General features: G+C 45.7%; 31 protein-coding genes and 1 riboswitch. Of the genes, 24 read left to right on the forward strand and 7 right to left on the reverse strand.

The features are described 5' to 3' along the window. Nucleotide 1: 1 nt before the first annotated feature. The 10 genes from BBEV_RS03095 (at nt 2) to BBEV_RS03135 (ending at nt 9,803) form a co-directional block, all read left to right on the forward strand. Nucleotides 2–862 (forward strand): DUF72 domain-containing protein, encoded by an 861-nt coding sequence (locus BBEV_RS03095; protein ID WP_069364140.1) that lies wholly within the window; start codon nt 2–4, stop codon nt 860–862. A gap of 108 nt (nt 863–970) precedes the next feature. Continuing rightward, a complete protein-coding gene (locus BBEV_RS03100) occupies nt 971–1,789 on the forward strand; it encodes a sulfite exporter TauE/SafE family protein (RefSeq protein WP_069364141.1) in 819 nt (272 codons plus the stop codon). A 15-nt stretch (nt 1,790–1,804) separates the two neighbouring features. Further along, the gene (locus tag BBEV_RS03105) at nt 1,805–3,217 is read left to right on the forward strand and encodes a bifunctional metallophosphatase/5'-nucleotidase (RefSeq protein WP_069364142.1); all 1,413 of its coding nucleotides are present in this window, start codon (nt 1,805–1,807) and stop codon (nt 3,215–3,217) included. A 36-nt stretch (nt 3,218–3,253) separates the two neighbouring features. Beyond that, on the forward strand, nt 3,254–4,366 hold the full coding sequence (locus tag BBEV_RS03110) for an HD-GYP domain-containing protein (RefSeq protein ID WP_069364143.1): 1,113 nt from the start codon (nt 3,254–3,256) through the stop codon (nt 4,364–4,366). Between the two features lie 33 nt (nt 4,367–4,399). Continuing rightward, nucleotides 4,400–5,194 carry a thymidylate synthase gene (locus tag BBEV_RS03115; RefSeq protein ID WP_069364144.1) on the forward strand — a complete coding sequence of 265 codons (795 nt, stop codon included), beginning with the start codon at nt 4,400–4,402 and terminating at the stop codon, nt 5,192–5,194. Next, entirely contained in the window at nt 5,191–5,676 is a 486-nt protein-coding gene (locus tag BBEV_RS03120; RefSeq protein WP_069364145.1) for a dihydrofolate reductase, read from the forward strand. Before BBEV_RS03115 ends, BBEV_RS03120 begins: the two co-directional genes overlap by 4 nt. A 70-nt stretch (nt 5,677–5,746) precedes the next feature. Then, nucleotides 5,747–5,925, forward strand: a riboswitch (Lysine riboswitch). A 108-nt stretch (nt 5,926–6,033) separates the two neighbouring features. After that, entirely contained in the window at nt 6,034–7,599 is a 1,566-nt protein-coding gene (locus BBEV_RS03125) for a Na+/H+ antiporter NhaC family protein (protein WP_069364146.1), read from the forward strand. A gap of 412 nt (nt 7,600–8,011) precedes the next feature. Further along, nucleotides 8,012–8,272 carry a hypothetical protein gene (locus BBEV_RS17955; protein WP_324609544.1) on the forward strand — a complete coding sequence of 87 codons (261 nt, stop codon included), beginning with the start codon at nt 8,012–8,014 and terminating at the stop codon, nt 8,270–8,272. A gap of 8 nt (nt 8,273–8,280) precedes the next feature. Next, on the forward strand, nt 8,281–9,378 hold the full coding sequence (locus BBEV_RS03130) for a sodium-dependent transporter (protein ID WP_324609545.1): 1,098 nt from the start codon (nt 8,281–8,283) through the stop codon (nt 9,376–9,378). A gap of 113 nt (nt 9,379–9,491) precedes the next feature. Then, the gene (locus BBEV_RS03135) at nt 9,492–9,803 is read left to right on the forward strand and encodes a YutD family protein (RefSeq protein ID WP_069364147.1); all 312 of its coding nucleotides are present in this window, start codon (nt 9,492–9,494) and stop codon (nt 9,801–9,803) included. Between the two features lie 77 nt (nt 9,804–9,880). Here the strand turns inward: BBEV_RS03135 and BBEV_RS03140 are convergent, their stop codons facing one another. Together BBEV_RS03140 and glpX are read right to left on the reverse strand one after the other, a co-directional pair. Further along, a complete protein-coding gene (locus tag BBEV_RS03140) occupies nt 9,881–10,147 on the reverse strand; it encodes a DUF3055 domain-containing protein (protein WP_069364148.1) in 267 nt (88 codons plus the stop codon). 4 nt (nt 10,148–10,151) lie between these two features. Then, nucleotides 10,152–11,141, reverse strand: a complete 990-nt coding sequence (gene glpX / locus BBEV_RS03145) for a class II fructose-bisphosphatase (protein ID WP_069364149.1) — start codon at nt 11,139–11,141, stop codon at nt 10,152–10,154. 173 nt (nt 11,142–11,314) lie between these two features. On the opposite strand from glpX, the gene BBEV_RS03150 reads away from it, so the two are divergent. The 4 genes from BBEV_RS03150 (at nt 11,315) to BBEV_RS03165 (ending at nt 14,405) form a co-directional block, all read left to right on the forward strand. Beyond that, on the forward strand, nt 11,315–11,761 hold the full coding sequence (locus BBEV_RS03150; protein WP_069364150.1) for a DUF86 domain-containing protein: 447 nt from the start codon (nt 11,315–11,317) through the stop codon (nt 11,759–11,761). A 106-nt stretch (nt 11,762–11,867) separates the two neighbouring features. Then, nucleotides 11,868–12,497, forward strand: a complete 630-nt coding sequence (locus BBEV_RS03155) for a helix-turn-helix transcriptional regulator (RefSeq protein ID WP_069364151.1) — start codon at nt 11,868–11,870, stop codon at nt 12,495–12,497. A gap of 71 nt (nt 12,498–12,568) precedes the next feature. Then, the gene (locus BBEV_RS03160) at nt 12,569–13,345 is read left to right on the forward strand and encodes a TIGR01457 family HAD-type hydrolase (protein ID WP_069364152.1); all 777 of its coding nucleotides are present in this window, start codon (nt 12,569–12,571) and stop codon (nt 13,343–13,345) included. Nucleotides 13,346–13,424: 79 nt separating this feature from the next. Continuing rightward, entirely contained in the window at nt 13,425–14,405 is a 981-nt protein-coding gene (locus BBEV_RS03165) for a 2-hydroxyacid dehydrogenase (protein WP_069364153.1), read from the forward strand. Between the two features lie 150 nt (nt 14,406–14,555). Here BBEV_RS03165 and BBEV_RS03170 read toward each other — a convergent pair whose 3' ends face one another. Continuing rightward, nucleotides 14,556–14,792, reverse strand: coding sequence for a NifU family protein (locus tag BBEV_RS03170; protein WP_013172111.1), 237 nt, complete (start codon nt 14,790–14,792; stop codon nt 14,556–14,558). A 178-nt stretch (nt 14,793–14,970) separates the two neighbouring features. Here BBEV_RS03170 and BBEV_RS03175 point away from each other — a divergent pair, with 178 nt between their 5' ends. After that, the gene (locus BBEV_RS03175; RefSeq protein ID WP_069364154.1) at nt 14,971–15,291 is read left to right on the forward strand and encodes a YuzD family protein; all 321 of its coding nucleotides are present in this window, start codon (nt 14,971–14,973) and stop codon (nt 15,289–15,291) included. Here the strand turns inward: BBEV_RS03175 and BBEV_RS03180 are convergent. Beyond that, complete coding sequence (locus BBEV_RS03180) at nt 15,280–16,350, reverse strand: NAD(P)/FAD-dependent oxidoreductase (protein ID WP_069364155.1); 1,071 nt, start codon at nt 16,348–16,350, stop codon at nt 15,280–15,282. The two genes, BBEV_RS03175 and BBEV_RS03180, sit on opposite strands and share 12 nt — an antisense overlap. A 191-nt stretch (nt 16,351–16,541) precedes the next feature. Here BBEV_RS03180 and BBEV_RS03185 point away from each other — a divergent pair, with 191 nt between their 5' ends. Beyond that, nucleotides 16,542–16,778, forward strand: a complete 237-nt coding sequence (locus tag BBEV_RS03185; RefSeq protein WP_069364156.1) for a YuzB family protein — start codon at nt 16,542–16,544, stop codon at nt 16,776–16,778. Nucleotides 16,779–16,799: 21 nt separating this feature from the next. Next, a complete protein-coding gene (locus BBEV_RS03190) occupies nt 16,800–17,039 on the forward strand; it encodes a hypothetical protein (protein ID WP_069364157.1) in 240 nt (79 codons plus the stop codon). 57 nt (nt 17,040–17,096) lie between these two features. Here the strand turns inward: BBEV_RS03190 and mqnE are convergent, their stop codons facing one another. Beyond that, nucleotides 17,097–18,191, reverse strand: coding sequence for an aminofutalosine synthase MqnE (mqnE, locus tag BBEV_RS03195; protein WP_069364158.1), 1,095 nt, complete (start codon nt 18,189–18,191; stop codon nt 17,097–17,099). Between the two features lie 209 nt (nt 18,192–18,400). On the opposite strand from mqnE, the gene BBEV_RS03200 reads away from it, so the two are divergent. Further along, complete coding sequence (locus tag BBEV_RS03200; RefSeq protein WP_069364159.1) at nt 18,401–18,751, forward strand: HesB/IscA family protein; 351 nt, start codon at nt 18,401–18,403, stop codon at nt 18,749–18,751. A 119-nt stretch (nt 18,752–18,870) separates the two neighbouring features. Here BBEV_RS03200 and BBEV_RS03205 read toward each other — a convergent pair whose 3' ends face one another. After that, nucleotides 18,871–19,869 (reverse strand): NAD(P)/FAD-dependent oxidoreductase, encoded by a 999-nt coding sequence (locus BBEV_RS03205; protein ID WP_069364160.1) that lies wholly within the window; start codon nt 19,867–19,869, stop codon nt 18,871–18,873. A 445-nt stretch (nt 19,870–20,314) separates the two neighbouring features. Here BBEV_RS03205 and BBEV_RS03210 point away from each other — a divergent pair, with 445 nt between their 5' ends. The 3 genes from BBEV_RS03210 to BBEV_RS03220 all read left to right on the forward strand — a co-directional run bounded on the left by BBEV_RS03210 (nt 20,315) and on the right by BBEV_RS03220 (nt 22,321). Further along, nucleotides 20,315–21,523, forward strand: coding sequence for an NAD(P)/FAD-dependent oxidoreductase (locus BBEV_RS03210; RefSeq protein WP_069364161.1), 1,209 nt, complete (start codon nt 20,315–20,317; stop codon nt 21,521–21,523). A gap of 189 nt (nt 21,524–21,712) precedes the next feature. Then, the gene (locus BBEV_RS17545; RefSeq protein ID WP_198155056.1) at nt 21,713–21,850 is read left to right on the forward strand and encodes a YuiA family protein; all 138 of its coding nucleotides are present in this window, start codon (nt 21,713–21,715) and stop codon (nt 21,848–21,850) included. A gap of 168 nt (nt 21,851–22,018) precedes the next feature. Next, nucleotides 22,019–22,321, forward strand: a complete 303-nt coding sequence (locus tag BBEV_RS03220; RefSeq protein ID WP_069364163.1) for a YuiB family protein — start codon at nt 22,019–22,021, stop codon at nt 22,319–22,321. Between the two features lie 80 nt (nt 22,322–22,401). Here the strand turns inward: BBEV_RS03220 and BBEV_RS03225 are convergent, their stop codons facing one another. Then, nucleotides 22,402–22,878, reverse strand: a complete 477-nt coding sequence (locus BBEV_RS03225; RefSeq protein ID WP_069366575.1) for a divergent PAP2 family protein — start codon at nt 22,876–22,878, stop codon at nt 22,402–22,404. A 445-nt stretch (nt 22,879–23,323) separates the two neighbouring features. Here BBEV_RS03225 and BBEV_RS03230 point away from each other — a divergent pair, with 445 nt between their 5' ends. The 3 genes from BBEV_RS03230 to dctP are packed head-to-tail and all read left to right on the forward strand — an operon-like array spanning nt 23,324 to nt 26,312. After that, the gene (locus BBEV_RS03230; RefSeq protein WP_084007195.1) at nt 23,324–23,869 is read left to right on the forward strand and encodes a TRAP transporter small permease; all 546 of its coding nucleotides are present in this window, start codon (nt 23,324–23,326) and stop codon (nt 23,867–23,869) included. Between the two features lie 27 nt (nt 23,870–23,896). Then, nucleotides 23,897–25,171 (forward strand): TRAP transporter large permease, encoded by a 1,275-nt coding sequence (locus BBEV_RS03235; RefSeq protein ID WP_069364164.1) that lies wholly within the window; start codon nt 23,897–23,899, stop codon nt 25,169–25,171. Nucleotides 25,172–25,229: 58 nt separating this feature from the next. Beyond that, entirely contained in the window at nt 25,230–26,312 is a 1,083-nt protein-coding gene (gene dctP / locus BBEV_RS03240; RefSeq protein WP_069364165.1) for a TRAP transporter substrate-binding protein DctP, read from the forward strand. Nucleotides 26,313–26,382 lie beyond the last annotated feature (70 nt).

Consider the following 26,382-nt stretch of genomic DNA (forward strand, 5'->3'; position numbering starts at 1 on the left):
TGTGAAGAAAGAACAGCTCTTGATCGGCTGCACAGGCTGGGGTGATCATGACACGTTGTATGAAACGCCAGGGAGTGCCGGCAGGAAACTGCAGACCTATGCATCCCATTTTCCCATAGTGGAGCTCGATGCAACGTTTTATGCAATCCCGAATGAACAGACTGTACAAAAATGGATCGCGGAAACACCGGATATCTTTCAATTCGTTGTGAAAGCCTATCAGGGGATGACGGGTCATCAGAGGGAAGAGAACCCTTTTTCGAGTCAAAAAGCGATGTTTGATGCTTTTGATACGGCAATGGCGCCGATGCGTGATGCCGGAAAACTTGCCATGATCCTCTTTCAGTTTCCTCCGTGGTTTACCGTGACAAAAGAACGTGTCAATCTGTTGCGCGGGATTCGAGAGCGCTACAGAGACTATGATCTTGCTCTTGAATTCAGACACCAGTCCTGGTTTTCCGATGAGATGCGGGAGAAGACGCTGTCATATATGAGAGCGGATCAATGGATTCACAGCATCTGTGACGAACCGCAAGCAGGGGAAAAGTCTATCCCGTGCGTTCCTGAGCCGACATCATCTGATAAAAGTCTGGTACGCCTCCACGGCCGAAATACAGGCGGGTGGACCTATCCTTCGAAAGGAGAGGAGTGGCGGGACGTCCGTTACTTGTATGAGTATAACCGAGCAGAATTGGAAGAACTTTCACAACTCATACAGAACATTCATGAACAAGTAGGTGAAAGCTATGTGGTTTTTAATAATAATTCCGGCGGTCATGCTGCACAAAACGCCAAACAAGTTCAGGAGATTCTTGGCATCACATACACCGGTCTGTTTCCAAGGCAGATCAATTTATTTTGACCCAGCCTGCCCGTCGGATATCCTTGAACCGAACCCGTAAGAGGCGTATGATTAGAAGAAAGAGAAGCAAGGGGAGCGTCACTACATAGGTGAAGGCGGTTATGTCATATGGAATGGCTGTTATTATTGGCACTTGGTTTTATTGCAGCGATGCTGGGCAGTTTAATAGGACTGGGCGGCGGAATCATCGTTGTTCCCGGCCTGTTGATCATGCAGGATGTGACGGGCCTGATTTCCGGTATCACCCCTCAAATAGCCGTGGGAACATCGTTATTAATCATGATTTTCACCGGTCTTTCCTCCACGATTGCCTATGTGAAACAGCAAAGCGTGGACTTGAAAAGTGGGCTCGTTTTTTTTGCGGGAAGCGGCCCCGGGGCAATTTTTGGAGTCTGGTTGAATCGCGGTCTTCAAATGGAACAGTTTCTCGTTATTTTCGGTTTGTTCATGATTGTGATTTCGATTATGCTTTGGTTGAAAAAGCATGTAAAACCCTTGCCTGTTCCGGTTGGACGGACGAAGTCATGGGTCGACCACCAAGGTGTAACGTGGACCTATGGCTATCAGCCTCTGATCGGCATTCTATTAGGATTTATCGTAGGATCCATTTCCGGGCTTTTTGGTATTGGTGGCGGCTCGTTGATGGTACCGGCAATGATTTTACTCTTTGCATTCCCACCGCATCTCGCAGTGGCAACATCAATGTTCATGATCTTTTTATCAGCAATCGTCGGATCTGTATCACATCTCGTACTTGGCAATATCCACTGGCTGTATGCGCTGGCACTGATTCCTGGAGCCTGGTTCGGGGCGACAGCAGGCGCTGCTTTAAATCGCCGGGTATCAAGCAGTGGCCTGGTGTTATTACTGCGTATCTTTTTGATTATTCTTGCGTTCAGATTGCTTTGGCAAGGGCTGAGTGGCTGACAGGAGGCAAAGACCATGAAATATCCATCAACGATTACCATCTTACATACAAATGATCTGCACAGCGAATTGGATAATTGGCCGGCGGTCACAGCATTATTGAAAGAACGCAGGCGGCATGCTTTGAAAGAAGGGCATGACGTACTCTTATTTGATATTGGCGATCACAGTGACCGTGTTCATCCCATGACCGAAGCGTTACTTGGAAAAGGCAATATTGAACTGTTGAATGCGATGGCTTATGATGCCGTAGCGATCGGAAACAACGAAGGGATCACTTTTTCGAAAAATGAGCTCAATCACCTCTATGACGATGCAGCATTTCCTGTGATTTTGACAAATTTAATCGATCCGTCTACGAAACGCTCACCCGAATGGACAATCCCATCGAAAGTCATCACACTTGAAAATGGTATCAAAATCGGCGTCACATCGGCGACTGTGCCATTTAAGCAATTCTATACACCGCTGGGCTGGGAGATCAATGATCCGATCGAAGCACTGGATAAGGAAGCCTCACAACTCAAAGGGCAATGTGATTACCTGATTTGTCTGTCTCATCTCGGCTTGAACCAGGATTATAAATTGATTGATCAAGTGCCTGAATTTGATTTGATACTGGGTTCGCATACGCATCATGTTCTCGAACAGGGTGAACACTATAAGGGGACATGGATCAATCAATCCGGGCGTTCCGGACAGTATATCGGTGAAGTCACGCTGACAGCCAACGGAGAGGGAAGCTTGGAAATAAGCAATATCGGCTCGATCCCGGTGGATGTCACAAAGCGGGACAGTGAAACGGAGAATCTCTTAAGCCGATTGAATCAGCGAGCAACATGCCTCTTAAACGAACCGGTAACCATGCTCGACCAACCGTTGGAAGTTGACTGGTACCAGGATAGCACTCTGCCGAGACTGCTTGCAGATGGCTTACGAACGTGGTGCAATACGGATCTTGCCATGGTGAATGCAGGAACCCTTCTCAATGGCCTCAAGCCGGGCCTGGTGACGCGGGGGATGCTCCATGAGATCTGTCCTCACCCGATTAATCCGGTCGTCGTGACGATAACGGGAGAAGAACTGTTTTCCACCATGCAAAAAGCTGAAACTGCAGATATGATTCATTTCCGCTTGCGGGGCTTTGGGTTCCGCGGGACCGTATTAGGAAAAATGATGTATTCTTCGGCGGTCACGTTTATTCAAGAAGAAAACCCTATTGACCCGAGACATGTTATGATCAATAATGAAACGATTGATTTTAATCGTCAGTACACCGTTGCCACACTCGACATGTTTACACTCGGTAAATTGTATCCAGCTATCAGGGATGCCGGGCAAACGGACATACTGATGCCGGAATTTCTGAGAGATATTCTGAGTTGGACGCTTTCAAAAGTGAATCTGACCTTCGGGGAATCCGGTTAATCCGATCAAGAGCTGTTGTTCAGAAAGGAGCCACAGATGAGACTGAAATCCATTCACTCCCTAAAAGAAAATGATCAATTAGCAAAACCGATATACAACGATGAAGGTCTTATTCTGCTGAATGCCTCAGTGAAATTAAGCGCGTCAATGATCAACAGGCTCCATGATAAAGGCGTCTCGTTTGTGTATATTGATGATCCGGATACAGCGGACATTTTTGTCGATGATACCCTGTCCCCGGAAGTGAAGACAAAGGCCATAAAAACAATTAATAAATCGTTCAAAAAAATTGGCGAACAATTGTCGCAGGGAAAATCCATTCAAATCGATGACCTGACGGAATCTTTTTCTGATGTCGTGGAATCGATATTGAACAGTGTCCGCTCAGAAAAAGATGCAGTAACGATGCTGTCCAATGTCATGAACTATGATTCGTATGTCTACCAACATTCGCTGAGTGTCACAGTCTATGCCGTCGCACTTGGAAAAAAAGCCGGATTGAACTTTAAGCAGTTGAAGGAACTCGGACTCGGTGCCATGCTTCATGATGTCGGAAAAATGGCGATTCCCCTTGACGTATTAAACAAAAAGAGAAAATTGACGGACGAAGAATTTGATTTAATTAAAGAGCATGCTGAACAGGGTTTTGAAATGCTCAGAAAATCAAAGACCTTACCTCTGCTTGCAGCTCATTGTGCGTTTCAGCACCACGAACGACTGGATGGGTCTGGTTATCCGCGTCAAATAAAAGAGAATGAGATTCATTTATATGGCAAAATTCTCGCCATTGCCGATGTGTTTGATGCCGTCACGTCCCACCGCGTCTATCGGAGTGCCATGCTGCCTCACGAAGGATTGGCACTGATTCAGGCAGGAGCAGGAAAACTGTTCGACAGAAAACTGGTTGAATTATTTCAAAAAACAGTTGCGATTTATCCTGTCGGTATTGAAGTGGAGCTGAGTGATGGAAGAAGCGGGGTCGTGAAAAAGATTAATCAGAGTTTACCGGATCGCCCGACAGTGAAGATATTGAAGGATAAGGATGATAAAGCCCTGGATGAACCCTATGATCTGAATCTGACTGATATGCTGAACATCACGATTGTTCAGTGTGAACGGTTGATTGAATCGAAGTCTTATGAATCCTGAATCCCTCAGGAAAACGTGAGGAGAGAATGATTAATGGAAAACTATTTGACACTTTGCAGGCATGTGCTTGAACATGGAACAAAAAAAGATGACCGGACCGGCACAGGTACTATCAGTACATTTGGCTATCAGATGCGCTTTGATTTGCAGGAGGGCTTCCCTGTTTTGACGACCAAAAAAATGGCGCTGAGAGCGATCATTCACGAATTGCTCTGGTTTATTAAAGGTGAAACCAATATTCAGTATTTGAAGGACAATAAAGTCCGTATCTGGGATGAATGGGCGGATGAAAATGGCGATCTCGGTCCGGTCTATGGCAGACAATGGCGAAGCTGGCCTTCGCCTGATGGTAAAACGATTGATCAACTGCGTGACGTAATCGAAGCGATTAAAACCAACCCGGACTCAAGACGGCATGTGATTAATGCCTGGAATGTAGGAGAGCTGGATGATATGGCCCTCGCACCATGCCATTGCCTCTTTCAATTCTATGTAGCCGATGGCAAATTATCCTGTCAGCTCTATCAGCGCAGCGCCGATGTATTCCTCGGTGTCCCGTTTAATATTGCATCGTATTCGCTGTTGACGATGATGATCGCTCAGGAATGCGGGTTGGAGCCTGGAGACTTTGTCCACACATTTGGAGACGTACATATTTACAATAATCATCTGGAACAGGTGAACCTGCAATTGACCAGGGAACCGGGAACAAAACCAGAGATGAGACTGAACCCGGATATTACCCGGATTGAAGATTTCACGATCGATGATTTTGAATTGATCGGTTATGATCCTCATCCAGCGATAAAAGGGGAGGTTTCTGTATGATGCAGGCGATCGTTGCCATGGATCAGCATGATGTCATCGGTCATGATGGACAAATGCCCTGGAGTTTACCGAATGATTTAAAGCATTTTAAAGAATTAACCACAGGGCATACGGTCATTATGGGCCGTAAGACATTTGAATCCATCGGGCGCCCCTTACCGAACCGGACAAACGTGGTTGTAACAAGGAATCAGGATTTCCATCACGAGGGCATTATGATTGAGCACGATCTGGATGAGATTCCAGAAAAATACGCGCAGCAAGATGCCTTTATTATTGGAGGCGGTGAGCTCTACAAAGCACTGCTTCCCTATGTGGAACGCCTCTATGTGACGCGGGTGCATGCCACTTTTGCAGGGGATACGATGTTTCCCATGCTCGACTGGAATGAGTGGCAGCTGATTGAAGAAAAAAAAGGAATTGTCGATGAGCGCAATGAGGTTGCGCACACGTTTTTTATTTTCGAACGAAAAAATACTTGAAGCCCATATGACATTTTGGTACGATAATAACCGTTGTTTAATCGAATAATGAGTATTGCCTCATCATCACCGGTGGGGTAGAGGCGCAACAGTCATCAGTCGCATACGGGAGTGACGCTCCACAATGATCGTATGCTAAAGGGGCCGTTGCCGAAGTGGCTGACACAGACGAAAAGTCGGCTGCTGGGGTCATATCGAACAGGTATGGCACTGTCATGGTTGGTTTAACCATGGAGGACTACTCTGGAGCCGTCTGTTGTCATGAACAATGCATCTGAAACGAGCACAGTGTCCATCTGTGTTCTTTTTTGCTTTTCAGGAACTTTTTTTAAATGAATCGAAGGAGGTAGATTGTAAATGGATTTTGGCGTATTATCCTTGGTGCCGCCTGTATTGGCACTGATTATGGTGATGATCACCCGGAAGGTGCTTTTGTCATTGGGCGTGGGCATTATCGTCGGGGTATTGATGGTCAACCAGCAGGAGGAACTGTTTTTGAATGCGGCCATCACAGATATTGTATCGATTGTATCCGGGATTTTTTATGTTGATGGCGGCGTGAACACGTGGGAATTTTATATCATCTTATTTCTGTTTGCTTTAGGAATCATTGCAGCTTTCATGACCATGTCAGGGGGGAGTCAGGCATTTGGTGAATGGGCCGGCCGGCATGTGAAGAGCCGGGTAGGGGCACAAATTGCCTCCGGTCTTTTAGGAATTCTGATTTTTATCGATGATTATTTCAACAGCCTGACCGTAGGGAATGTCAGTCGGCCGATAACTGACCGTTACCGGGTATCAAGGGCCAAACTCGCGTATAATGTGGATAGTACCGCAGCTCCCATCTGTGTCATTTCACCGATATCGAGTTGGGGAGCCTATATCATTACCATCATCGGAGGCATCCTTGTCACTCATGGGGTAACGCAATATGGCGCTTTGCAGGCGTTTCTCATCATTGCTCCGATGAATTTTTACGCTGTTTTCGCTATTCTGCTGGTCTTTGCAGTCGCATGGTTCAAGCTCGACTTCGGGAGCATGCGGACGCATGAACAACGAGCGATTGACACGGGTTCGGTTCTTGATGAAACAAAGGGACCGGTCCCTGGTGAAAGTGGCGCTGTCAAAGCAATCAAAACAGGCCATGTCCGGGATCTGCTCATTCCGATCCTGACACTTGTGATCATGACGGTTGTCTTTATGGTGACAACGGGGATCCAGGGAACAGAGGGAAGCGCGAGTCTCTTGGCAACGTTTGAAAATACCGATGTCGCAGCAGCACTCTTATACGGTGGAGCGGTAAGCCTGGTTGTCACGTTTGTTCTTGCAGGCATTCAACGTTTTTCCATCAAGGAGTTTGCGATTGGCACGTGGGCCGGGATTCAATCCATGCTCCCTGCGGTGTATATCCTGCTGTTTGCCTGGACGATTATTGAAATCATTGGCGAGCTTGGAACCGGCGAATATCTGGCCGGCCTCGTGGATGGGAATATCCCGCTTGGTCTGTTGCCGGCCATTCTCTTTATCATTGGCGGCTTCATGGCGTTCAGCACAGGAACGAGCTGGGGGACTTTCGGCATTATGCTTCCGATCGCGGGTGATATCGCTGCAGCGACAGATATTTCACTCATGCTTCCTGTTATGGCAGCGGTTCTTGCAGGAGCCATTTTCGGGGATCATTGTTCACCGATTTCTGATACAACCATCTTATCTTCCACAGGAGCCGGGAGCCATCACATCGATCATGTGATGACGCAGCTGCCCTATGCACTGATTGCAGGAGGAATCAGCATCGTGACGTTTTTGATTCTCGGTTTCTCAGGGAGTCTGCTGCTCTCTCTAGTTGCCGGACTGATCCTGTTCACAGCTGTCATTTGGCTCATGAAAGAGTGGATTGTACCGCTGCAAGTGAAGGAATCGTAATATCGAACCCGTCTGTACATTGTGCAGGCGGGTTTTGACATATTACAAAGTTGTTTTCACGCATTATCGGCGAACGCTAACCGCAAGCATGGCCTCAGCCCCCTCAAACATCCTGCAGATGTTCTGAAAGGGGTCTTCGAGCTCAGGCGAATGACGCAGGTATCGCCGACCGTCGCTCGTTCAAGCGGTCAATAGCAACGGCAGGCTTTATCAGGGCCGATGTACAAAGAGACATCAGCAAATGTATTTTAGGAATATTCGGAAAAAACCTTTACTTTGAATAGTCTGATAATTATAATGAAATAACAAGTGGTTGAATATTTCTAATGCGAAGGAGGGGCGACTTTACTCATCCGCTCAACAAAGACATTATTATTTACTATGAAAGCATTCACGGAAAGGAGTAAACATGATGGCTATTGGAAGAGAACGTTGGGCAACAAAACTGGGTTTTATTCTTGCAGCAGTTGGTTCAGCAGTTGGTCTCGGGAACATCTGGCGTTTTTCGTATGTCACTGGTGAAAGCGGGGGAGCCGCATTTTTACTGATTTATGTCTTATGTATTTTCTTAATCGGGCTTCCTGTCCTGCTTGCCGAATTCTCGATTGGTCGACGGGGCAATCTGACGTCGTTGGATCTTTTTCAAACATCGCGCCGAAGAAACCATGGGTGATCGGTGGTGTGCTCGGAGTGTTGACGTCGTTTTTGATTCTTTCCTTCTACGGCGTTATCGCAGGCTGGGTTTTGTATTACTTATTCAGTTACCTGACAGGTGCTGCGGGAGCAGTTGAACAGGAAGGGTATGCTGACTTCTTTATTAACTTTATCGGTGGTGCCGGTGGTCCGGTATTCTGGCAAGTGCTCTTTATGGCCTTTGTCATCGGCATTGTTTTCTTTGGGGTGAAACGGGGAATCGAGCTTTCAAACCGGATTTTCATGCCAATGCTGGCAATCATTCTGATTATGCTTGCCGGTTACAGCTTGACTTTGGATGGTGCAGGCGAAGGTCTTGCCTTTATGTTCTCACCTGACTGGTCAGCATTTGGTAATGCTGATGTGTATGCAGCGGCTGTCGGACAGGCGTTCTTCACCCTGTCACTTGGTATGGGTGCGATGATTACGTATTCCAGTTACCTGCCGAAGGAAACGAATCTGCCAAGTGCTGCAGGGAATGTTGTCTTACTAGACACGCTGTTTGCGATTGTGGCAGGGATTATGATTTTCCCTGCGGTATTCAGCTTCGCATCAGTGGAACCGGATGCAGGGCCGGGACTCATCTTCATCGTCTTGCCGGAAGTCTTTAACATGATGGGCGGCGCTGGAACGATCTTTGCGATCTTCTTCTTCTTCCTGGTCGCGATTGCCGCATTATCATCGGCGATTTCGCTTTTGGAAGTATCGGTTTCCTATATGATGCGTAAAATGGATTGGGACCGGCGTAAGGCTACACTTGCAGCTGGTATTACGGTAACCATTTTCGGTATTCCTTCTGCATTGAGTCAGGGTGGCCCTTGGTCCGGTGCCATTGTAGGGGAATTACCATTCCTTGACCTTGTTGATACGATTACCGATCAGTACACACTGCCGCTTGGCGGTTTGATCATCGCCCTGTTTGTCGGCTGGGGTTGGAATAAGGTTGATGCTCTGCGTGAAACAGGTCTCACTGATACCGCAGTTGGGATGGTCTGGCTTTGGTTTATCCGGATCATTGCACCAGCAGGTATTCTTTGGATCCTGATTCAAAACCTCCTCAACGCTCCTGGGACATTTGGTTTTTAATTTGAAGTATAAACGAACCCTGCCATCCTTGGATTGTGATGGCAGGGTTTTTGTATTATACTGAGAAAAGGAAATCATTGAATTCAGAGTTCAGATCGAAGGTGGGAGACTGTATGATAGAAATTCAGGGGAATACATATAAGCTTGTAAAAAATTACCGGAATGGCTGGGATGAGGAAGCATTTCAAGAGCGTTTTAATGATGTTTTAAACAAGTTTGATTATATTGTGGGCGATTGGGGTTATGATCAGCTGCGATTAAAAGGTTTTTATGAAGATAAGAACAAGAAATCGCCGCATGAGTCCAGGCTGGCATTTTTGGAAGAATACCTTTATGAATATTGTAATTTCGGCTGTGCATACTTTATTCTGGAAAAAGAGAAGAAAGAGAAGAAAGAGAAGAAAGAGAAGAAAAAATCAGACTGAACATGGAAATCCGGGACACTGCCAATTCTGCAGCGCCCCGGATTTTTGTTACAGAAATGATTTGTTCAGTGGATCTGTTAAATGATTTCGTACAAAAAGTCGCGGAGTTCATGTCCCTCTTCTTCAGACAGATTAAAGGCGAATTCCAGGTACCCTTCTTCTTCGAGGTCGTCCGTTCCGATGATTGCAAACTTATTGGACTGCATATCAAATACCAGCTTCTTGCCGAAATAGCGGTTTGTTGAGGCAACAGCCAGGTCAAATCGCTGGTTTTCACCCATGAAACTGACATAGCGGATCGGTGTTTCTTCCACCTCATCGTAGAGAAAAAATCGTTCACTCATGTATTTATGCCTCCTGTTCGGTATGTTCAGGCTCAATCAGATGCGGCTTTTGGTGGAGTCGGTGATGGGCTTTAATAAAGCGGACAGTGCCGGTTTTGGCACGCATGACAATGGTGTCTGTTTCCACCAGATCACCACCGAGAAAACGCACCCCTTCAAGGAGTTCGCCGCTCGATACCCCGGTTGCTGCAAAGATGGCATCGTCCCCTTTTACCAGATCGTTCAACTGTAAAAGACAGTCCGGATCCTTGAGTCCCATACCGATGCATCGTTCCCGTTCTTCCTCTGTATACGGAACGAGTCGTGCCTGCATATCGCCGCCCAAAGCTTTAATGGCAGCTGCAGAAATAACGCCCTCCGGTGCTCCACCAATACCGACGAATAGATCTATACCTGTGCGAGGGAGTGCCGTTGCAATCGATGCACCGACATCACCGTCTCCAAACAGTCTAACACGGGCGCCCTTCTTTTGGATACGCTCAATCAATTCCTCGTGCCGATCCCTTTCCTGAATAATGACGGTGATATCCCGAACCCGTTTGTGATTGACTTTTGCTACAATATCAATCGTTTTTTCGATCGGATCGTCGAGTCGAATAAGCCCTGCGGCTTCCGCTCCGACCACAATTTTCTCCATGTACATGTCCGGGGCATGCAGAAGTGTTCCCCGGTCTCCCACGGCGATGACGGTCATCGCGTTCGGATGTCCTTTGGCAACGATACTTGTCCCTTCTAATGGGTCGACAGCAATATCCACTTCAGGACCTTCACCGGTTCCTAATTCTTCACCGATATAGAGCATCGGGGCCTCGTCAAGTTCCCCTTCCCCGATCACAACAGTGCCTTTCATAGAAACAGAATCAAACATGGTACGCATTGCGGTAGTGGCTGCTTCGTCTGCTTCTTCCTTTAATCCTCTGCCCATCCACTGGGCAGAAGCCAAAGCAGCCGATTCTGTAATCCGTACAATTTCCAACGCCAATTCACGATCCACAATCATTCCTCCAATTATCAGGTCATTCACGGTATAATAGAGCTATACGTGTTGAAATCCTTCATCATAATATCAAACATTACATACGAATGGAACGATAATGATGAATAAATTATGTTTTTTTGAAGTAAGCACTTGCAATATGTCATACTAATACAACCGAGGTGATGTAAATGTATTTCGTAGATTTGAAGTTATTGGAAAAGCGACTGAGTTATTATGAGGATCTTTTGGCAGAATTCAGTAAAGTGAATCAAAGTGACATTGAAAAACAGGCACGCAGCATTGAGCGGATCACGCATATGATGCTTGAAGTCATGATGGATGTGGGGAATCAGATGATTGACGGATTTATCATGCGGGATCCGGGCAGCTATGAGGACATCGTGGAGATCCTTCAAGACGAGAAGGTGTTAACGAAGGAGAACGGAAAGTCCATCAAGAAGCTGATTCCCTGGCGAAAGGTGCTGCTGCAACAGTACACAGAGCTCGACACAACTGAACTATATTTCGCTTTCAAGCGTGAGTGCGACGCATTGATGCAGTTCTCGACAAGAATCCGCGCCTACATCGACCAGGAGATGGGTCCTGTATCTGCATTTCTTCCCCAAAAAGAATAAGTGAACAAAGATTGACTAACTTTCGTCAATTTTTCAAACATTTTGTTTTGTAAATGTACTCACCACAAAAGCTTCGGTACAATAGGAGCAGAAGGACGGTGAGGATATGGCAATGAAAACCACCTCAACACGAGATCAAATTATCGGGTTACTGAAGCGGAAAAAAGAAATGACAGTCTCCAGTATCGCTAATCAGCTTGATATTACAGAAATGGCTGTACGTCGTCACTTGAATACCCTGGAGCGCGATGATGTCGTTCACACAACGCTTCAGCGTCAGGCAATGGGGAGACCCACGAATATGTATCGCCTCTCACCATGTGGTCAGGAAATGTTTCCTCGTGCTTACGATGCACTGGCCATCGACATCCTGCGGATTATTCAGGAAGAGGATGGCATGATGAAAGTGAAAGAGATTATCGACAAACGTAAAGATAAGATGCGTACCGTGTATGAAAAACGAATGTTCATGAAAAGTTTTGAAGAACGTATTTATGAACTGGAAAAAATTCAGAACGAGAATGGGTATATGGCTGAAGTGGAGCGCATGGACGATGGGACTTACCTTTTCAAAGAGTTCAACTGTCCGGTCGCAGAAGTGGCGCGTGAATTTTCAGTGATATGTAACGCCGAGCTCGAACTATTCAAAGAGCTCATCCAGACAGAGAACGTTAAATGCGACAGCTGCATGACGACTGGACAGGATAACCACTGCTATTATAAAATTACCCAATGACATGATATTCGCCACTCTTGAGGGTGGCGCTCTTTTTTGTCTAAATTCGTTCAACAAGGAGATGACGTCATATGAATCAGCCGAAATCGTATAAAGGATATTTGATCGATCTCGACGGGACAATGTACCGGGGCAGTGAAAAAATACCCGCGGCATCTAGATTTGTTAAAAAATTGATTGAACAGGACATTCCTTATTTATTCGTTACCAATAACTCTTCAAGAACACCGGCCCAGGTTGCAGAGAAACTCGTATCGATGGATATACCGGCTACAGAACAACATGTTTTTACAACGAGCATGGCAACAGCGAATTACCTTCACGAGCAATACGGACAAGCCGGTGTTTATATGATTGGTGAAGAAGGTCTTTCTCATGCATTGAATGAAAAAGGGATAACGCTGGTGGATGAAGAAGCGAAATCTGTTGTAATCGGTCTGGACCGGGAAGTCACCTATGAAAAACTGACCAAGGCATGTCTGAATATCCGAAACGGTGCTGCGTTTCTTTCGACCAATGCAGATAAAGCAATACCGACAGAGCAGGGGTTGTTACCGGGGAACGGTTCACTGACTTCAGTGATGACAGTCTCCACGGGTGTTGAACCCCTGTTTATCGGGAAACCGGAATCCATCATTGTCGATCAGGCGCTCGCAGTTCTTGGTGTTGACAAGGCAGACACAGTGATGGTCGGTGATAATTACGATACAGACATCATGGCCGGCATCAATGCTGAGATGGACACGCTGATGGTTTTCACCGGTGTGACTCCTAAAGAAGAAATGGCCGATAAGGCTGTTCAGCCCACTTTTGCAGTGGATTCTCTCGATGAGTGGCAAATCGTGTGACGGTTTCAAGTGAAGGACAAATCCGCTATAATGGAAAGGGTATCATGGACCAAGTATTGAAATAGGGGAGATGTGAAACATGGGTAAACCATTTGTGTATGTGACACGAAAAGTACCAGAGCATTGTCTTGAGGAACTGAGAGAGTTTGCAGAAATTGAAATGTGGCAGGAAGAGGAGATTCCGGTGAAACGGGAGGTATTACTCGAAAAAGCTGCAAAAGCAGAGGGGATCATCACGATGCTGTCCGATAAGGTGGACCGCGAACTGATGGATGCTGCACCAAACTTGAAAGTGATTGCAAATCTTGCCGTCGGTTTTGACAATATCGATGTGAAAACAGCGACAGAAAAAGGTATTGTTGTCAGCAATACGCCGGATGTTCTGACGGATACAACCGCAGATTTAACATTTGGGCTTTTGATGGCAACAGCAAGACGGCTTCCGGAGGCTGTCAATTATGTGAAAGCAGGGGAATGGAAGAACTGGGGACCCCTATTGATGGCAGGAAAGGATATCCACCACAAAACCATCGGGATCGTTGGTATGGGACGGATTGGAGCAACCGTTGCCAAGCGTGCAACAGGATTCGATATGAACATTCTGTATCACAATCGCTCACGAAAGCCTGAAGCAGAAGCAGATCTTGGGGCCCGTTATGTATCGTTTGATGAACTTATTGAGGAGTCAGACTATGTGGTCTGCCTTGCTCCCATGACTGAAGACACGAAAGATCTGTTTAACTATGATGTCTTTAAACAGATGAAGACATCTGCCATCTTCGTCAATGCATCGCGTGGCGGTGTCGTCTTGGAAGACGACCTGCAAAGAGCCCTCGACGAAAAAGAGATCGCTGCTGCGGGGCTTGATGTATTCCGTCAGGAACCGATTGACGCGGATCACCCGCTATTGGCCTATGATAATGTTGTGGCGTTGCCTCATATCGGAAGTGCGAGCGTTGAGACCCGTGAAGAAATGACACGGATGGTGGGTCGGCATGTGGCGAATGTGTTTGTCGGCCGTAAGCCGGAATATGTCGTGAATGAATCTGTTTTTAACTGAAATAGATGCTGAATATTTTTACTGAGCTTTCAGTAAACTCCACCTGAAGCATCTGATGAACAACACTGAACGGTCGCACAGGTGAAAAACGTAGTTGTCATGGCAAACAAAAAGCTGCCCGCTGGGGCAGCTTTTTTGCATTATGATGATTTAGAATACCTGTTCAAGCTCAGTAACGCCCGGTACTTCTTCAAGAAGTGCACGTTCGATACCTGCTTTCAATGTAATGGTTGAACTTGGGCAAGAACCGCAAGCACCCATCAGGCGAACTTTTACTACGCCGTCTTCAACGTCCACCAATTCAACGTCGCCTCCATCACGGAGTAAGAACGGGCGTAATTTATCGAGCACTTCCTGTACTTGTGATTCCATAGTTTCTGTAGTCATATGACCACTCCTTTCTTTAGGTCCTATTATAATGGATAGATCAAAAAAAATCCATGAACAAAAACCGAAAACTTATATTTGATGGTAAAAAACATATAAAACGTTATTTTGTTGGTGGGGGTGTTTATGGACCATATTTTCCATCGGTTCGTGTTAAAATGGCCTTGAGGTGATGATTATGAGTGAAAAAATAACCATAACCGTTTACGGTGCCGAGGAGAAATGTGCGAGCTGCATTCATCTGCCTAGCGCCAAAGAGACGATGGAATGGCTCCAAGCCGCATTGTACCGGAAGTTCCCTGATCTGACGTTGACATTTCGCTATGTGGATATCGAAGCGGCAGAATCACCGGAAGACGAAAAATGGTCACAGGCGATTCTCAACGATGATTATTTCTATCCTCTCGTGATCTTGAACGGGGAAGTCGCAGCAGAAGGTGATCCGCATTTGCCTGAGCTCGTCAAGCAAATTGAACAGCTGAACGGATCAGGAGTTTGAACCAAATTTATACATCCACAATACGCCGGATTTCAATACGCGTGGAACCACGCCTGTCATTGGCTTTTCTCCCATAAAGCCGAATCCCTGCTTTTTCCCAAGCGACCCGAGGACCCCTTTGAGCTTGATTTTCGGCATTTTCTCAGGGAATGCTTCTCCACGCCATTTTGTGGCAAGCAGTGTAGCGATGCGTTCAGCCTGAGCTTCTGCAAGCTGAGCGCTCGGGGCAAATTCCGAAGCAGCACAGTCACCAACGACAAAAACGGAATCGTCTCCGGGAATGTGATGATAGTCGGTTGTGATCAACCGGCCTATGTTGTCCTGTTCAACCGGAAGATCCCGTACGATCTTACTGGCTTGAATACCGGCAGTCCAGATAGTAGCGTCCACATCAATCGGTTCATCGTGATTGAAAATACGGTACCGTTCCACTTCAGTGATGTTCGCTTTGGTCATCAATTTCACGTGGTGTTTTTCAAACCAGTTGGTTACATAATTCGATAGTTTATCGGGGAAGGAAGACAGGATAGTGGCGTTTCGATCAAAGAGGAGAATTTCCAGGTCGGGCCTGCTTTCTCTGAGCTCAGCAGCGAGCTCCACGCCGCTTAAACCGCCCCCGACGATTGCAACACGTCCGTTTGCTTTTATGCTCTGCAAAACGTGGTACGTTTTTCGTGCCCGGCGCATGGACTGAATACTTAATGTGTGCTGATCGGCACCCGGAACGCCGTGATAACGGTCCTCACAGCCAAGACCGATAATCAGGTCATCGTAATTGACCATTTCTTCGTTTTCCAACTGTATCTTTTTCTCTTTCAGATCAACACTTTCAATTTTTGCGAATTTCAATTCGAGCCGGATATCATTTGGGAAATGGACCCGCAGTTCCTGGTCAGAAACCGTTCCGGCTGCAAGCGCATAAAACTCCGTTTTCAAACTATGATAAGGCTCTTTTTCGATTAGCAATATGGAGAGGTCTTTCACTGCTTTTTCATCCAGCAGTTTCTGTGTGGCCCGAAGTCCTCCGTAACCGCCACCTAAAATAACAAGTTGTTTCACGTCTATTCCTCCTAACAAAGACAGATACCTGTATGCGATTTCACAGCGCTTTTCCACTCTAATATATCAGTTTTACATCATACCGACAATGGGAACTCTATCGTGTCTTTGGTATAAACAGCAGTCTCGTTGACTTTTTACGGTGACAGCAGTAATATGGGAAAGGAAAATGGAACAAAGAGGTGCTTGAAGTGAAACCGATTATCGAATTTTGTATCAGTAATCTCGCATCCGGAAGCCAGCCCGCTTTTGCGGAGCTTGAAAAGGATCCGGATCTCGATGTGATTGAATACGGCTGTCTCAGTTTCTGTGGTCAGTGTGCCAGAACGAAGTTCGCGCTGGTGAATGGGGAGATGGTGACCGGAGAAACAAACGAAGAGCTTGTGGAACATATTTATCAGCATATGGAAGAGAATCCGATGTTTTAATCTGGCAGGAGGCGAACGAACATGGCGGGACCTTTACCATTCAGTCATACATGGCCATATGATGTCCTGATGAAGGAACTGTATTTCTCTGAGTGCCCATACTGCGGAGAATCGAATATTCAGATGCCCAATGGACGAAAGAAGCTTTCCCGCGCCAGGGAAGGATTACGAACAGAGCTTCATATGCCTTGCTGCAATGCGACGCTCTCTGCATTGGCAGCGGATGATGATTATTTCTGGGCAGATGAGCCATTGCGATGAAACAGAAAAGACCTGATCCATTTTGGGGATCAGGTCTTTTTATGCCATGCGTTTTCCTTAATATTCTTTTATCACGTTGTAGAAGGTGTCGCGCTCCACGGGTTTTTTATCGGCACCTTTGATCATATGGATCAGTTCCTGACGGGTGATTCCCTGAGACGTCAAGGCTCCGGCAGAATGCGAGATGCGCTCTTCAATCAGCGTGCCGTGGATATCGGAGCTTCCGAATGTCAGCGCCATCTGTGTCAGCTGTGCACCAATATTGATCCAGTAGGCTTTGATGTGATCAAAGTTGTCGAGCATCAGACGGCTGATCGCAACTGTACGCAGGTCGTCATAAGCGGATGTGCGACGCTGAAGGCCGGCACCTGCAGATTTCGGTTGCATGGCGAGTGGAATAAAGACCATAAAACCATCCGTTTTATCCTGAAGCTGACGGAGGCGGTCCATGTGAACGAGTCGTTCTTCTTTGGATTCGATCCCGCCATAAAGCATGGTAGCATGGGTTTTCATTCCGAGTCCGTGTGCAAGTTCGTGTGCTTCTAGCCATTCATAGGTGGACGCTTTTTCCGGGCTCATTTTGGCACGGTATTCCTCGGTGAGGATCTCAGCACCACCACCAGGAAGCGTATCGAGACCGGCATCCATCAATTTCTCAAGTACTTCTTTCATCGTATAACCGTAAGTGCGGGCAAAGAACTCGATTTCTGCACCGGTGTAAGCCTTAATGGTGCATTGCGGGTAGTTTTCTTTCAACACCCGTAATGTATTCAGATAATAATCGAATGGTACATCTGGATTGTGGCCACCGACGATGTGGAATTCCTGGATGTTGTCGTTCCAGCGATCTTCGACATATTTCAGAAGTTCTTCCTGGTCCATCGTATAAGCGCCCTCTTCACCGGGCTTGCGTTTGAATCCGCAAAATGCACAGCTAGCTTCACAAACATTTGTCGGATTAATATAAAGATTTTCTATGAAATAAACGCTGTTCCCATTCTTGCGCTCATTCACCATATTTGCCAGCTGGGCAACGCTGAGAAGATCGGGCGTCTCGTACAGATACAAGCCGTCCTCAATACTCAACCGTTCACCTTTCATCACTTTATCCTGTATTTGTTGAAGATTCTGGTCAACTGTCAACGTAGTCATCTTCTTCCCCCTATCTGAAAATAAAACATTTTGGCCAATCACCTGGTTCATGCTCATGATGGAGTGACTGAGCTCACGATTTGATCTATTATATTCTATCATTTCGAAAGTGGAAAAGGCAATGAAACGGGATTAAGTTGCTGCTTGTTGCGAGGATTGGTAAAAGCTCTTATAATGAGGATAAGTCAAAGGAACTGGGAGGCAAAAACATGCTGATTATTACTGAAACAGCAGCAAAGCAAGTCAAGCAGATGATGACGGATGAAGCAGATGCTAAGTATTTGCGTGTCGGAGTTCAAGGTGGGGGCTGCAGTGGCTTATCCTATGGAATGGGATTTGACACGGAAAAAGATGCTGACGATACCCTTCTCGAAGTCGAAGGTATTGATGTGATTGTGGATAAAGAAAGTGAAGCAATGCTGAAAGGCACGACGATCGATTACAAGGAAAACATGATGGGTGGCGGTTTCACCATCGATAATCCGAATGCAGTAGCATCTTGTGGATGCGGATCATCTTTTCGCACGGCAGAAAATGCCGGAACTCCTGAAGATTGCTGATGAACGAAGAAATCCCCTTCGCTTTATAAAAGCGAAAGGGGATTTTTTTCGATCTGAAACGATCCGTTGCAGAAACAACTGTCAGTCTTTTCAGTGACCGTTTCCGTTTGTATATCTGGTTATGCCATAATGCTCGAGCTGTGTCCGGCTGTTGCACTTGCTGTCGGATCCACATGGACTTTTGCGTTGTTCACGGCCGTTGGTGCTTCGCCAAATCCTGCAGCGATCAGCTTCGTCTTACCTTCGTAGGTAACGATATCCCCGCATGCGTAGATGCCTTCGATATTGGTCTCCATTCTCGAGTTTACAACGATCGAATTTTTCTCGATTTCAAGACCCCAGTTTTTGATGGGTCCCAGATTGGAAATAAAACCGTAGTTGACAATCAATGTATCAATATCGATCCGTTCCGTTTGATCACCGTCTTTTTCTTTCAGTGTTACGGCCTCAATTCGATCACCATTGTGATGAATTGCGTCCACAACATATGGTGTGCGGACTTCGATTTTGTCTGAATTCATCAGTTGTTCCACACTGTGTTCGTGTGCTCTGAATTTATTTCGCCTGTGAACGATGGTGATTTCCTCTGCAATGTCTTCCAGCATAAGTGTCCAGTCAACCGCAGAATCACCACCGCCTGCGAGTACGACCCGGTCCCCTTTAAATTTGTTCAGGTCGTTGACGAAGTAATGAAGATTTTTTCCTTCAAACTGTTCTGCGTCTTCCACTTCCAATCGTCTTGGTTTGAAAGCACCGACGCCAGCGGTAATAATAATCGATTTGGAGTAATGTGTATCTTTGTCAGTGGTAATGGTGAAAACCCCGTCGCTTCCCTTTTCAACCTTTTCGACAGATTCCCCGAGTGAGAAAGTCGGATCGAAATGTTCCGCCTGCTCAGTCAGGTTATCAATCAGTTCCTGAGCCCGTATCTTCGGGAAGCCGGCGATGTCGTATATGTACTTCTCCGGATAGAGCGCAGATAATTGTCCCCCCAGTTGTGGCATCGCTTCAATCAATTTTACTTTTGCCTGTCTGAGCCCTGCATAAAACGTGGTAAAAATACCAACAGGACCTCCCCCGATAATTGTGATATCGTACACTTCTCTTCCTTGTGACAAAACTCACACCTCCACACGTAGTTTAGACAGTTGTTTCACTCTAATTATAATGTTTCTATGGAGTGAAGAAAAGGGCTCGTGCCCAATTAATCAAATAAGTCGAAATATTTCAGTGAATCTATAGTTTGCACTGTTATCATGATTAAAACGTTTTCATTTCGGGTAAAGTTTAATAAACCGCCCAGCGGTAATCGATTCAGATTAAAAAAGTTCTTAAAAACGTCGAAAAATGGTTGAAAAACTGTCACATTCCCTCTATTATAGTGAAGAGCAAAAGATAACGTTTTTCATTTTAAAAGTCTGGAATTTCATTTCTGACATCATTAAAGTGCGCTCCTGTTCGTGAATAATATCACAAAATCAGGCCGGGGACAAGCGGTGATACGGGTGTTGCAGGAATTGGGAAACGAAATCGGTAAATCTTACAAAACTGGAGTGAGTGAATATGAATCGCAGACCAAAGGTTGTCATACTGGGTGCTGGTTATGGCGGCATGATGACAGCAACCCGTTTACAAAAAGCAAATATGCACCGGGAAGCAGAGATCGTACTTGTGAATAAGCACAATTATCACTATCAGACGACTTGGCTTCATGAACCCGCAGCCGGAACGATGCATCACGATCGTACACGCATGAAGATCAGCGATGTCATCGATACGAACAAGATCCAATTCATTAAAGATGGGGTGCAGCGTATCGACAGTGAACACCAGAAGGTTCATCTGGATGGTGGAGAACTTGATTATGACTATCTTGTGATTGGTCTTGGTTCCGAACCTGAAACATTCGGGATCCCTGGTGTCAGTCAGCATGCCTTCTCAATTCGCAGCGTCAATTCTGTCCGGCTGATTCGTGAGCATATTGAGTATATGTTCGCAAATTACAATCGCCAGGACGAAAAGCAAGAAGATCTCTTGACCTTTGTTGTAGCAGGCGCCGGGTTTACAGGCATTGAATTTGTCGGGGAGTTGTCCGAGCGGATTCCTGAGTTATGTCATGAATATGATATCGCCCGTGAGAAAGTGAAGATTTATTCCGTAGAAGCGGCGCCTTCAGCATTGCCGGGTTTTGACGAGGAACTTGTTGAGTATGCGATGAACTTACTTGAGAGCCGAGGCGTGGAATTTAAAATTTCGACACCGATCAAGGAAGTACAGGAAGGAAAAGTTTTACTGGAGAATGGGGACGAAATCAAATCGCAGACAATCGTATGGACAACTGGTGTCAGAGGGAATCCGGTGGTTGAGAAAAGTGGATTTGATGCCATGCGTGGCCGCGTGAAGGTGGAGAAAGATATGCGGGCGCCTGGGCATGATAACATCTTTATTTTCGGGGATTGCGCACTGATCATTAACGAAGAAATCAATCGTCCGTATCCGCCAACCGCTCAGATTGCCATACAGCAGGCCTATACTGTATCGAATAATTTGAAAAAGCTGATTAAAGGCGAAGAGAATCTGGAAGAGTTTAAGCCGGATATTAAAGGTACCGTTGCTTCACTTGGAGGCAAAGAAGCCATTGGCGTGATCGGGGACCGGAAACTATACGGAAATTCAGCATCGGCCATGAAAAAAATCATCGATAATCGCTATCTTTATCTGCTTGGTGGCATGCCGCTTGTGTTGAAAAAAGGAAAATTAAATCTGTTTTAATCACTAAATCCGCCTGCCTCATGCAGGCGGATTTGTTTTTGAAAAAAATCGTTACACAGAGGAAAAGCGAGATAAAAGATGATGTTTGCGCTTACATGGTGTTATGGCAGTGAGCCTTTCTCTTTTCAAAAAGATGTTTATCTGGTATATTATCAGAAATATCAGAAAACTCGATTGGAGGAAATGGTTATGCCGATGGACGATAAGGCGCTGAAGCAGGACGAATGCCCGTATTGTGAAGGAAGAGGCTATCATCAACCACCGCTTACCGGAACGGAAACGTGTACTGTTTGTCACGGATCAGGAGAGAAAAATAAAGTATCGTAAATCCGATGGATTCCTCTGTAGACTGGCAGGGGGATTTTTTTTTGGCTGCTTCAGAAAACCGTAATTAACAGGTTCAAAAAGAGTTCACTCTGATTGACCTCCCGAGATTCTTTCAGTAAAATTAATGAACAGTAACTTGGGGGTGTAGTGGTGTTAAGTATACCGCAAATGATCATTGCAATATTATTGTATTTTGTGTTGTTTTTTGGGATCGGTTTTATTTTAAATATGCTTTTGAGAGCCTCTTGGGTGATGGCCGTTCTTTATCCTGTTGTTGTCCTGCTCATCATCGACAGTCTGGGAATCGGTGCATACTTTACAAATCCGGGAGAAGCGTTTTCCGAATTGGGAACGAGTCTTGTGCAGCTCCCACTTGCTGATATTATCATCTTGTCATCAGGAATGGTTGGGGCTGTTCTTGCGGGCATCGTGATCAGAATGTTGCGCGATCGCGGCTATCAGATGTTTTAAGCCCGCTCGGTGTAACGGAATACGGATTAAAAAAAGGGTTCTGCAATGGCAGGACCCTTTTATCGTCTTTCACGTACTTCCTACAAAATAACGAAAAACAAGAACACAGAAAGAAGTATTCCCGTCAAACCGCCGAAAAAGACTTCGATTGGCTGATGTCCGAGCAGTTCCTTCAATTCTTTACGCTTTTCGTTTTCTTCCTTTTCCGGCCAGTTTTTCACTTCAGAGACCACTTTATTAAAATCCATAACAAGCTGATTGATCACAGTTGCCTGTTCGCCCGCATGTCTTCGTACACCGGAGGCATCGAACATGACGATCACACCAAATATTACTGAAATAGCGAAGTATGGCGATTCAAAGCCCTGTTCAAGACCGATTGCCGTAGCCAGGGCCGTGACAGCTGCAGAGTGTGAACTCGGCATGCCACCTGTACTGGTTAAGAGCGCCCAGTTAAAACGCCTGGTGGCGATGAATTCCAACGGGATCTTAACAAACTGTGCAAATCCTATGGCAAATAGACCGGCCCATAAAGGGAAATTTGTGAAGATTTCCATGGTTGGCAGATTCCTTTCCTGAATAAGTCCCTTTCGGTTTCTCATTATATCATACTCGTTGAAGGCGGGTCATCAATCACAATTTCCTGCATTTTATCAGGATTTGGCACGTTTTAAAAACATTGTTCGGTAATTAGCGAATTAAAAGCAGGTTTAGTGTTATTTTATACGGGTAATGAAAATGAAAGAGCTTTGCGTTGCGATAAAATCCGTTCATTTTTGCAGTTGGTACGAGGATAAGTGACGACTTTGCCGTAAATCGATGATATGTTGATATTTTTCAGAAATAATGATTGGATACAGGACCACACGGCTTTTGAGAAGTTTTTGCCACTCGGGTATGATTAAACGGTAACTTTGCAGCATAACGAATTTTTATCGACTTTCGAAGAATTTTTTAAGAGAAAGCAAGCTGTCTTGGCTGCTCAGAGGGGGAGGGACTATTTTGGACGACTCACAGAACAAATTTATTCGATTGATAAAAGCGTTGGATGCAGGACTTCACACATTGGAGAAAATCATCTTAAGCTGGTCGATTCTGGTGATCACCGCGATGACAGCAGGCAATGTTGTTTATCGGACGATAACCGGTCAAAGCTGGCATTTCGCAGCTGAGATCAGTCGATTAGCGATCATCGTGGCTACTTTTATGGGGATCAGTTATGCAGCAAGAAAAGGACGGCATATCAGTATGTCTGCTTTTTTTGATCTTTCACCCAAGCGGCTCAAAAAAGTATTGGCGATTGTTAATCCACTTATCACAGCATCGATTTTGTTCATCATGAGTTATTACGCACTTTTATACACACACAGCGTCTTCGTTTCAGGCAGAACGACTGCTGCGTTGGAATTTCCGTTTTGGGTTATGGTTGTTGCTCTTCCGGTCGGTATGTTTCTTGGCGGATTGCAGTTTATACGGAACAGCTGGGTGAATATCAAATACGATGAAGTTTACCTTGCACAGGAAAAGAAAGACTATGACGAACAATAAACTATAGGAAAACGAGAGGATTTCATTATGGCTTGGACAATGCTTGCAATCATGGTATTTCTTTTAATTCTCGGTTTGCCAATGATGATTCCGCTGATTGTTGGCCCGTTGGTCATCCTGGTCTTTTTTATGGAAGGATTGGACCCTACAATCATGGTTCAGCAAATGGTGGAAGGCATTTCCTCCTATGTGTTGCTGGCTGTTCCGCTGTTCATCTTTGCGGCAGATATCATGACGACAGGGCGGACATCAAAGCGTCTGCTGGATTTCGTCGGTGCCTTTGTGGGGCACATGCGAGGTGGCTATGCGATTACAACAGCGGCTGCCTGCACCCTTTTTGGATCGATTTCAGGTTCGACCCAGGCGACAGTTGTAGCGATTGGTAAACCAATGAGAGAACGACTTTTAAAAGCGGGTTACAAAGACTCCAGTGCAATCGCGCTGATTATCAACTCTTCAGATGTTGCATTATTGATTCCACCGAGTATCGGTATGATCATTTATGCGCTTGTAACAGGAACGTCCGTCGGTGACCTGTTTATTGCCGGGATTGGTCCTGGCGTACTTATCTTTCTATTCTTTGCTGTTTATTCATGGTTTTACGCGAAAATTCATAATATCCCTTTGGCGGACAGGATGCCATGGAAAGAGCGGGGGAGGGTAACGTTAGGTGCTTTACTCCCACTAGGATTTCCTGTTATTATAATTTATGGTATATATGGTGGTATTTTCACTCCGACCGAAGCGGCAGGTGTGTCAGTATTATATGCCTTGCTTCTTGAGGTATTCATTTGGAAGACGATCCGGATGCCGGATTTACCGAAAGTGGCCTTATCTTCAGGGATTGTGACATCAGCAGTTTTTGTGCTCGTTGCAGCCGGACAGGCATTTTCGTGGGTCATTTCATTCGCCCGCATCCCGCGTCAAATGACGGATGCAGTGCTTGGAACCGATCCGACAGCTTTATACATTTTGTTTATCGTTGCCTTGTTCTTCTTCATAGGCTGTATGTTTGTCGATCCAATCGTTGTGATTCTGATTTTAACACCGATCTTTTATCCGATTGCGTTTGAGGCAGGCATCGACCCGGTTCATCTAGGTGTTGTCATCACATTCCAGGCTGCGCTCGGGTCTGCGACACCACCGTTTGGGGTTGATATCTTCACTGCCAGTGCGGTGTTCAACAAGTCCTACTTGGATGTCATCAGGGGGACACCGCCGTTTATTGTCATGCTTTTGATTGTTGGTTTGTTGGTTATATTATTTGAAGAGATTTCATTGTTCCTGCTCTGGATTTTCTGATCTGGAAATGGATACACGTGAACTCTTTGAAATAAAAATTTATGGGGGTAATTTACACATGTTAAAAAAAGCTGGTTTGTTAACTGCTGCATTATCAATGAGTGTTGCCATGGCCGCTTGCGGTAATGACAACAATGGTAATGACGGAGAGAATCTTGACGCAGATGACGTAAGCGGAGATGACGTTGATGCCGTAGAATGGCGCATGGTCACAGAGGAAACAGAAGGTCAGGTACAAATGGTCTATGCTGAAGAATTTGCAGATACACTTTATGATTTGTCTGATGGGCAGATTGAATTGGATGTATACGGATTTGGTGAACTCGGAAGTGAAGTGGATCAGGTAGAACAATTGTCCACGAACATTATCGAATTCGCTGTCATCTCACCAGGGTTTACAGGGACGCTGGTTCCTGAAGGGAATCTGTTCGCACTTCAGTTCCTGTTCCCGGATGACTTAAGACAGGCCCAGGACATCTTGAATGAAAGTGAAGCAATCAATACGACACTTCGTGAAAAGTATGAAGAACATAGTATTACACCGCTGGCATTCTGGACAGAAGGTGCGATGCAGTGGACAGGAAGTTCACCACTTCAAACACCTGAAGATTTTGATGGTTTCCAGATGAGAACGCAGGAATCTCCATTGATCCTTCGATCTTACGAAGCGTACGATGCAAACCCGACCGCCATGAGCTGGGGAGAACTGTACACCGGTCTTCAGCAAGGACAGGTTGAAGGACAGGAAAATCCATTATTCTTCATTGAAGATGCGAACTTCAATGAAGTTCAAGATTACCTGACGATCTCTAATCACAATATGTATGTAACGATGACGACTGTAAATACAGAATTCTATAACGGCCTTGATGATGCTACGCGTGCAATTGTCGATGAAGCGGTAGAACAAATGAGAGACCGCGCCTTTGAAATTCAGGAAGAACAGAATGAAGGTGCCCTTGAACGCATCGAGGAAGCAACCGATACGCCAACTGAAGTCTATGAACTGACAGAAGAAGAGCGTGAAATGTTCCGTGAACTTGCTGCACCGGTTCGTGACTTCTATCGTGAAAACGAAGGTGACGATGCTGCAGAAATTCTGGATACGTTAATGGAAGAAATGGATGAGATGATGGAATAATCCATCAAAACAAAAAAAGATGCCCTTCGGGGCATCTTTTTTTGTACTTTGCGTGCGCAGCACGCTATTC

The sequence above is a fragment of the Salisediminibacterium beveridgei genome (assembly GCF_001721685.1).
GTDB lineage: Bacteria > Bacillota > Bacilli > Bacillales > Salisediminibacteriaceae > Salisediminibacterium > Salisediminibacterium beveridgei.

What these genes read in the sequence shown, in the direction of transcription:
- BBEV_RS03140 (WP_069364148.1), bottom strand. Translation starts at nt 10,147, where the DNA reads ATGAGTGAACGATTTTTTCTCTACGATGAGGTGGAAGAAACACCGATC.
- BBEV_RS03110 (WP_069364143.1), top strand. Translation starts at nt 3,254, where the DNA reads ATGAGACTGAAATCCATTCACTCCCTAAAAGAAAATGATCAATTAGCA.
- BBEV_RS03155 (WP_069364151.1), top strand. Translation starts at nt 11,868, where the DNA reads ATGGCAATGAAAACCACCTCAACACGAGATCAAATTATCGGGTTACTG.
- BBEV_RS03115 (WP_069364144.1), top strand. Translation starts at nt 4,400, where the DNA reads ATGGAAAACTATTTGACACTTTGCAGGCATGTGCTTGAACATGGAACA.
- BBEV_RS03200 (WP_069364159.1), top strand. Translation starts at nt 18,401, where the DNA reads ATGCTGATTATTACTGAAACAGCAGCAAAGCAAGTCAAGCAGATGATG.
- BBEV_RS03165 (WP_069364153.1), top strand. Translation starts at nt 13,425, where the DNA reads ATGGGTAAACCATTTGTGTATGTGACACGAAAAGTACCAGAGCATTGT.
- BBEV_RS03120 (WP_069364145.1), top strand. Translation starts at nt 5,191, where the DNA reads ATGATGCAGGCGATCGTTGCCATGGATCAGCATGATGTCATCGGTCAT.
- BBEV_RS03105 (WP_069364142.1), top strand. Translation starts at nt 1,805, where the DNA reads ATGAAATATCCATCAACGATTACCATCTTACATACAAATGATCTGCAC.
- BBEV_RS17955 (WP_324609544.1), top strand. Translation starts at nt 8,012, where the DNA reads ATGGCTATTGGAAGAGAACGTTGGGCAACAAAACTGGGTTTTATTCTT.
- dctP (WP_069364165.1), top strand. Translation starts at nt 25,230, where the DNA reads ATGTTAAAAAAAGCTGGTTTGTTAACTGCTGCATTATCAATGAGTGTT.
- BBEV_RS03190 (WP_069364157.1), top strand. Translation starts at nt 16,800, where the DNA reads ATGGCGGGACCTTTACCATTCAGTCATACATGGCCATATGATGTCCTG.
- BBEV_RS03125 (WP_069364146.1), top strand. Translation starts at nt 6,034, where the DNA reads ATGGATTTTGGCGTATTATCCTTGGTGCCGCCTGTATTGGCACTGATT.
- BBEV_RS03160 (WP_069364152.1), top strand. Translation starts at nt 12,569, where the DNA reads ATGAATCAGCCGAAATCGTATAAAGGATATTTGATCGATCTCGACGGG.
- BBEV_RS17545 (WP_198155056.1), top strand. Translation starts at nt 21,713, where the DNA reads ATGCCGATGGACGATAAGGCGCTGAAGCAGGACGAATGCCCGTATTGT.
- BBEV_RS03150 (WP_069364150.1), top strand. Translation starts at nt 11,315, where the DNA reads ATGTATTTCGTAGATTTGAAGTTATTGGAAAAGCGACTGAGTTATTAT.
- BBEV_RS03225 (WP_069366575.1), bottom strand. Translation starts at nt 22,878, where the DNA reads ATGGAAATCTTCACAAATTTCCCTTTATGGGCCGGTCTATTTGCCATA.
- BBEV_RS03210 (WP_069364161.1), top strand. Translation starts at nt 20,315, where the DNA reads ATGAATCGCAGACCAAAGGTTGTCATACTGGGTGCTGGTTATGGCGGC.
- BBEV_RS03135 (WP_069364147.1), top strand. Translation starts at nt 9,492, where the DNA reads ATGATAGAAATTCAGGGGAATACATATAAGCTTGTAAAAAATTACCGG.
- mqnE (WP_069364158.1), bottom strand. Translation starts at nt 18,191, where the DNA reads ATGACTACGTTGACAGTTGACCAGAATCTTCAACAAATACAGGATAAA.
- BBEV_RS03175 (WP_069364154.1), top strand. Translation starts at nt 14,971, where the DNA reads ATGAGTGAAAAAATAACCATAACCGTTTACGGTGCCGAGGAGAAATGT.
- BBEV_RS03235 (WP_069364164.1), top strand. Translation starts at nt 23,897, where the DNA reads ATGGCTTGGACAATGCTTGCAATCATGGTATTTCTTTTAATTCTCGGT.
- BBEV_RS03220 (WP_069364163.1), top strand. Translation starts at nt 22,019, where the DNA reads ATGATCATTGCAATATTATTGTATTTTGTGTTGTTTTTTGGGATCGGT.
- BBEV_RS03100 (WP_069364141.1), top strand. Translation starts at nt 971, where the DNA reads ATGGAATGGCTGTTATTATTGGCACTTGGTTTTATTGCAGCGATGCTG.
- BBEV_RS03170 (WP_013172111.1), bottom strand. Translation starts at nt 14,792, where the DNA reads ATGACTACAGAAACTATGGAATCACAAGTACAGGAAGTGCTCGATAAA.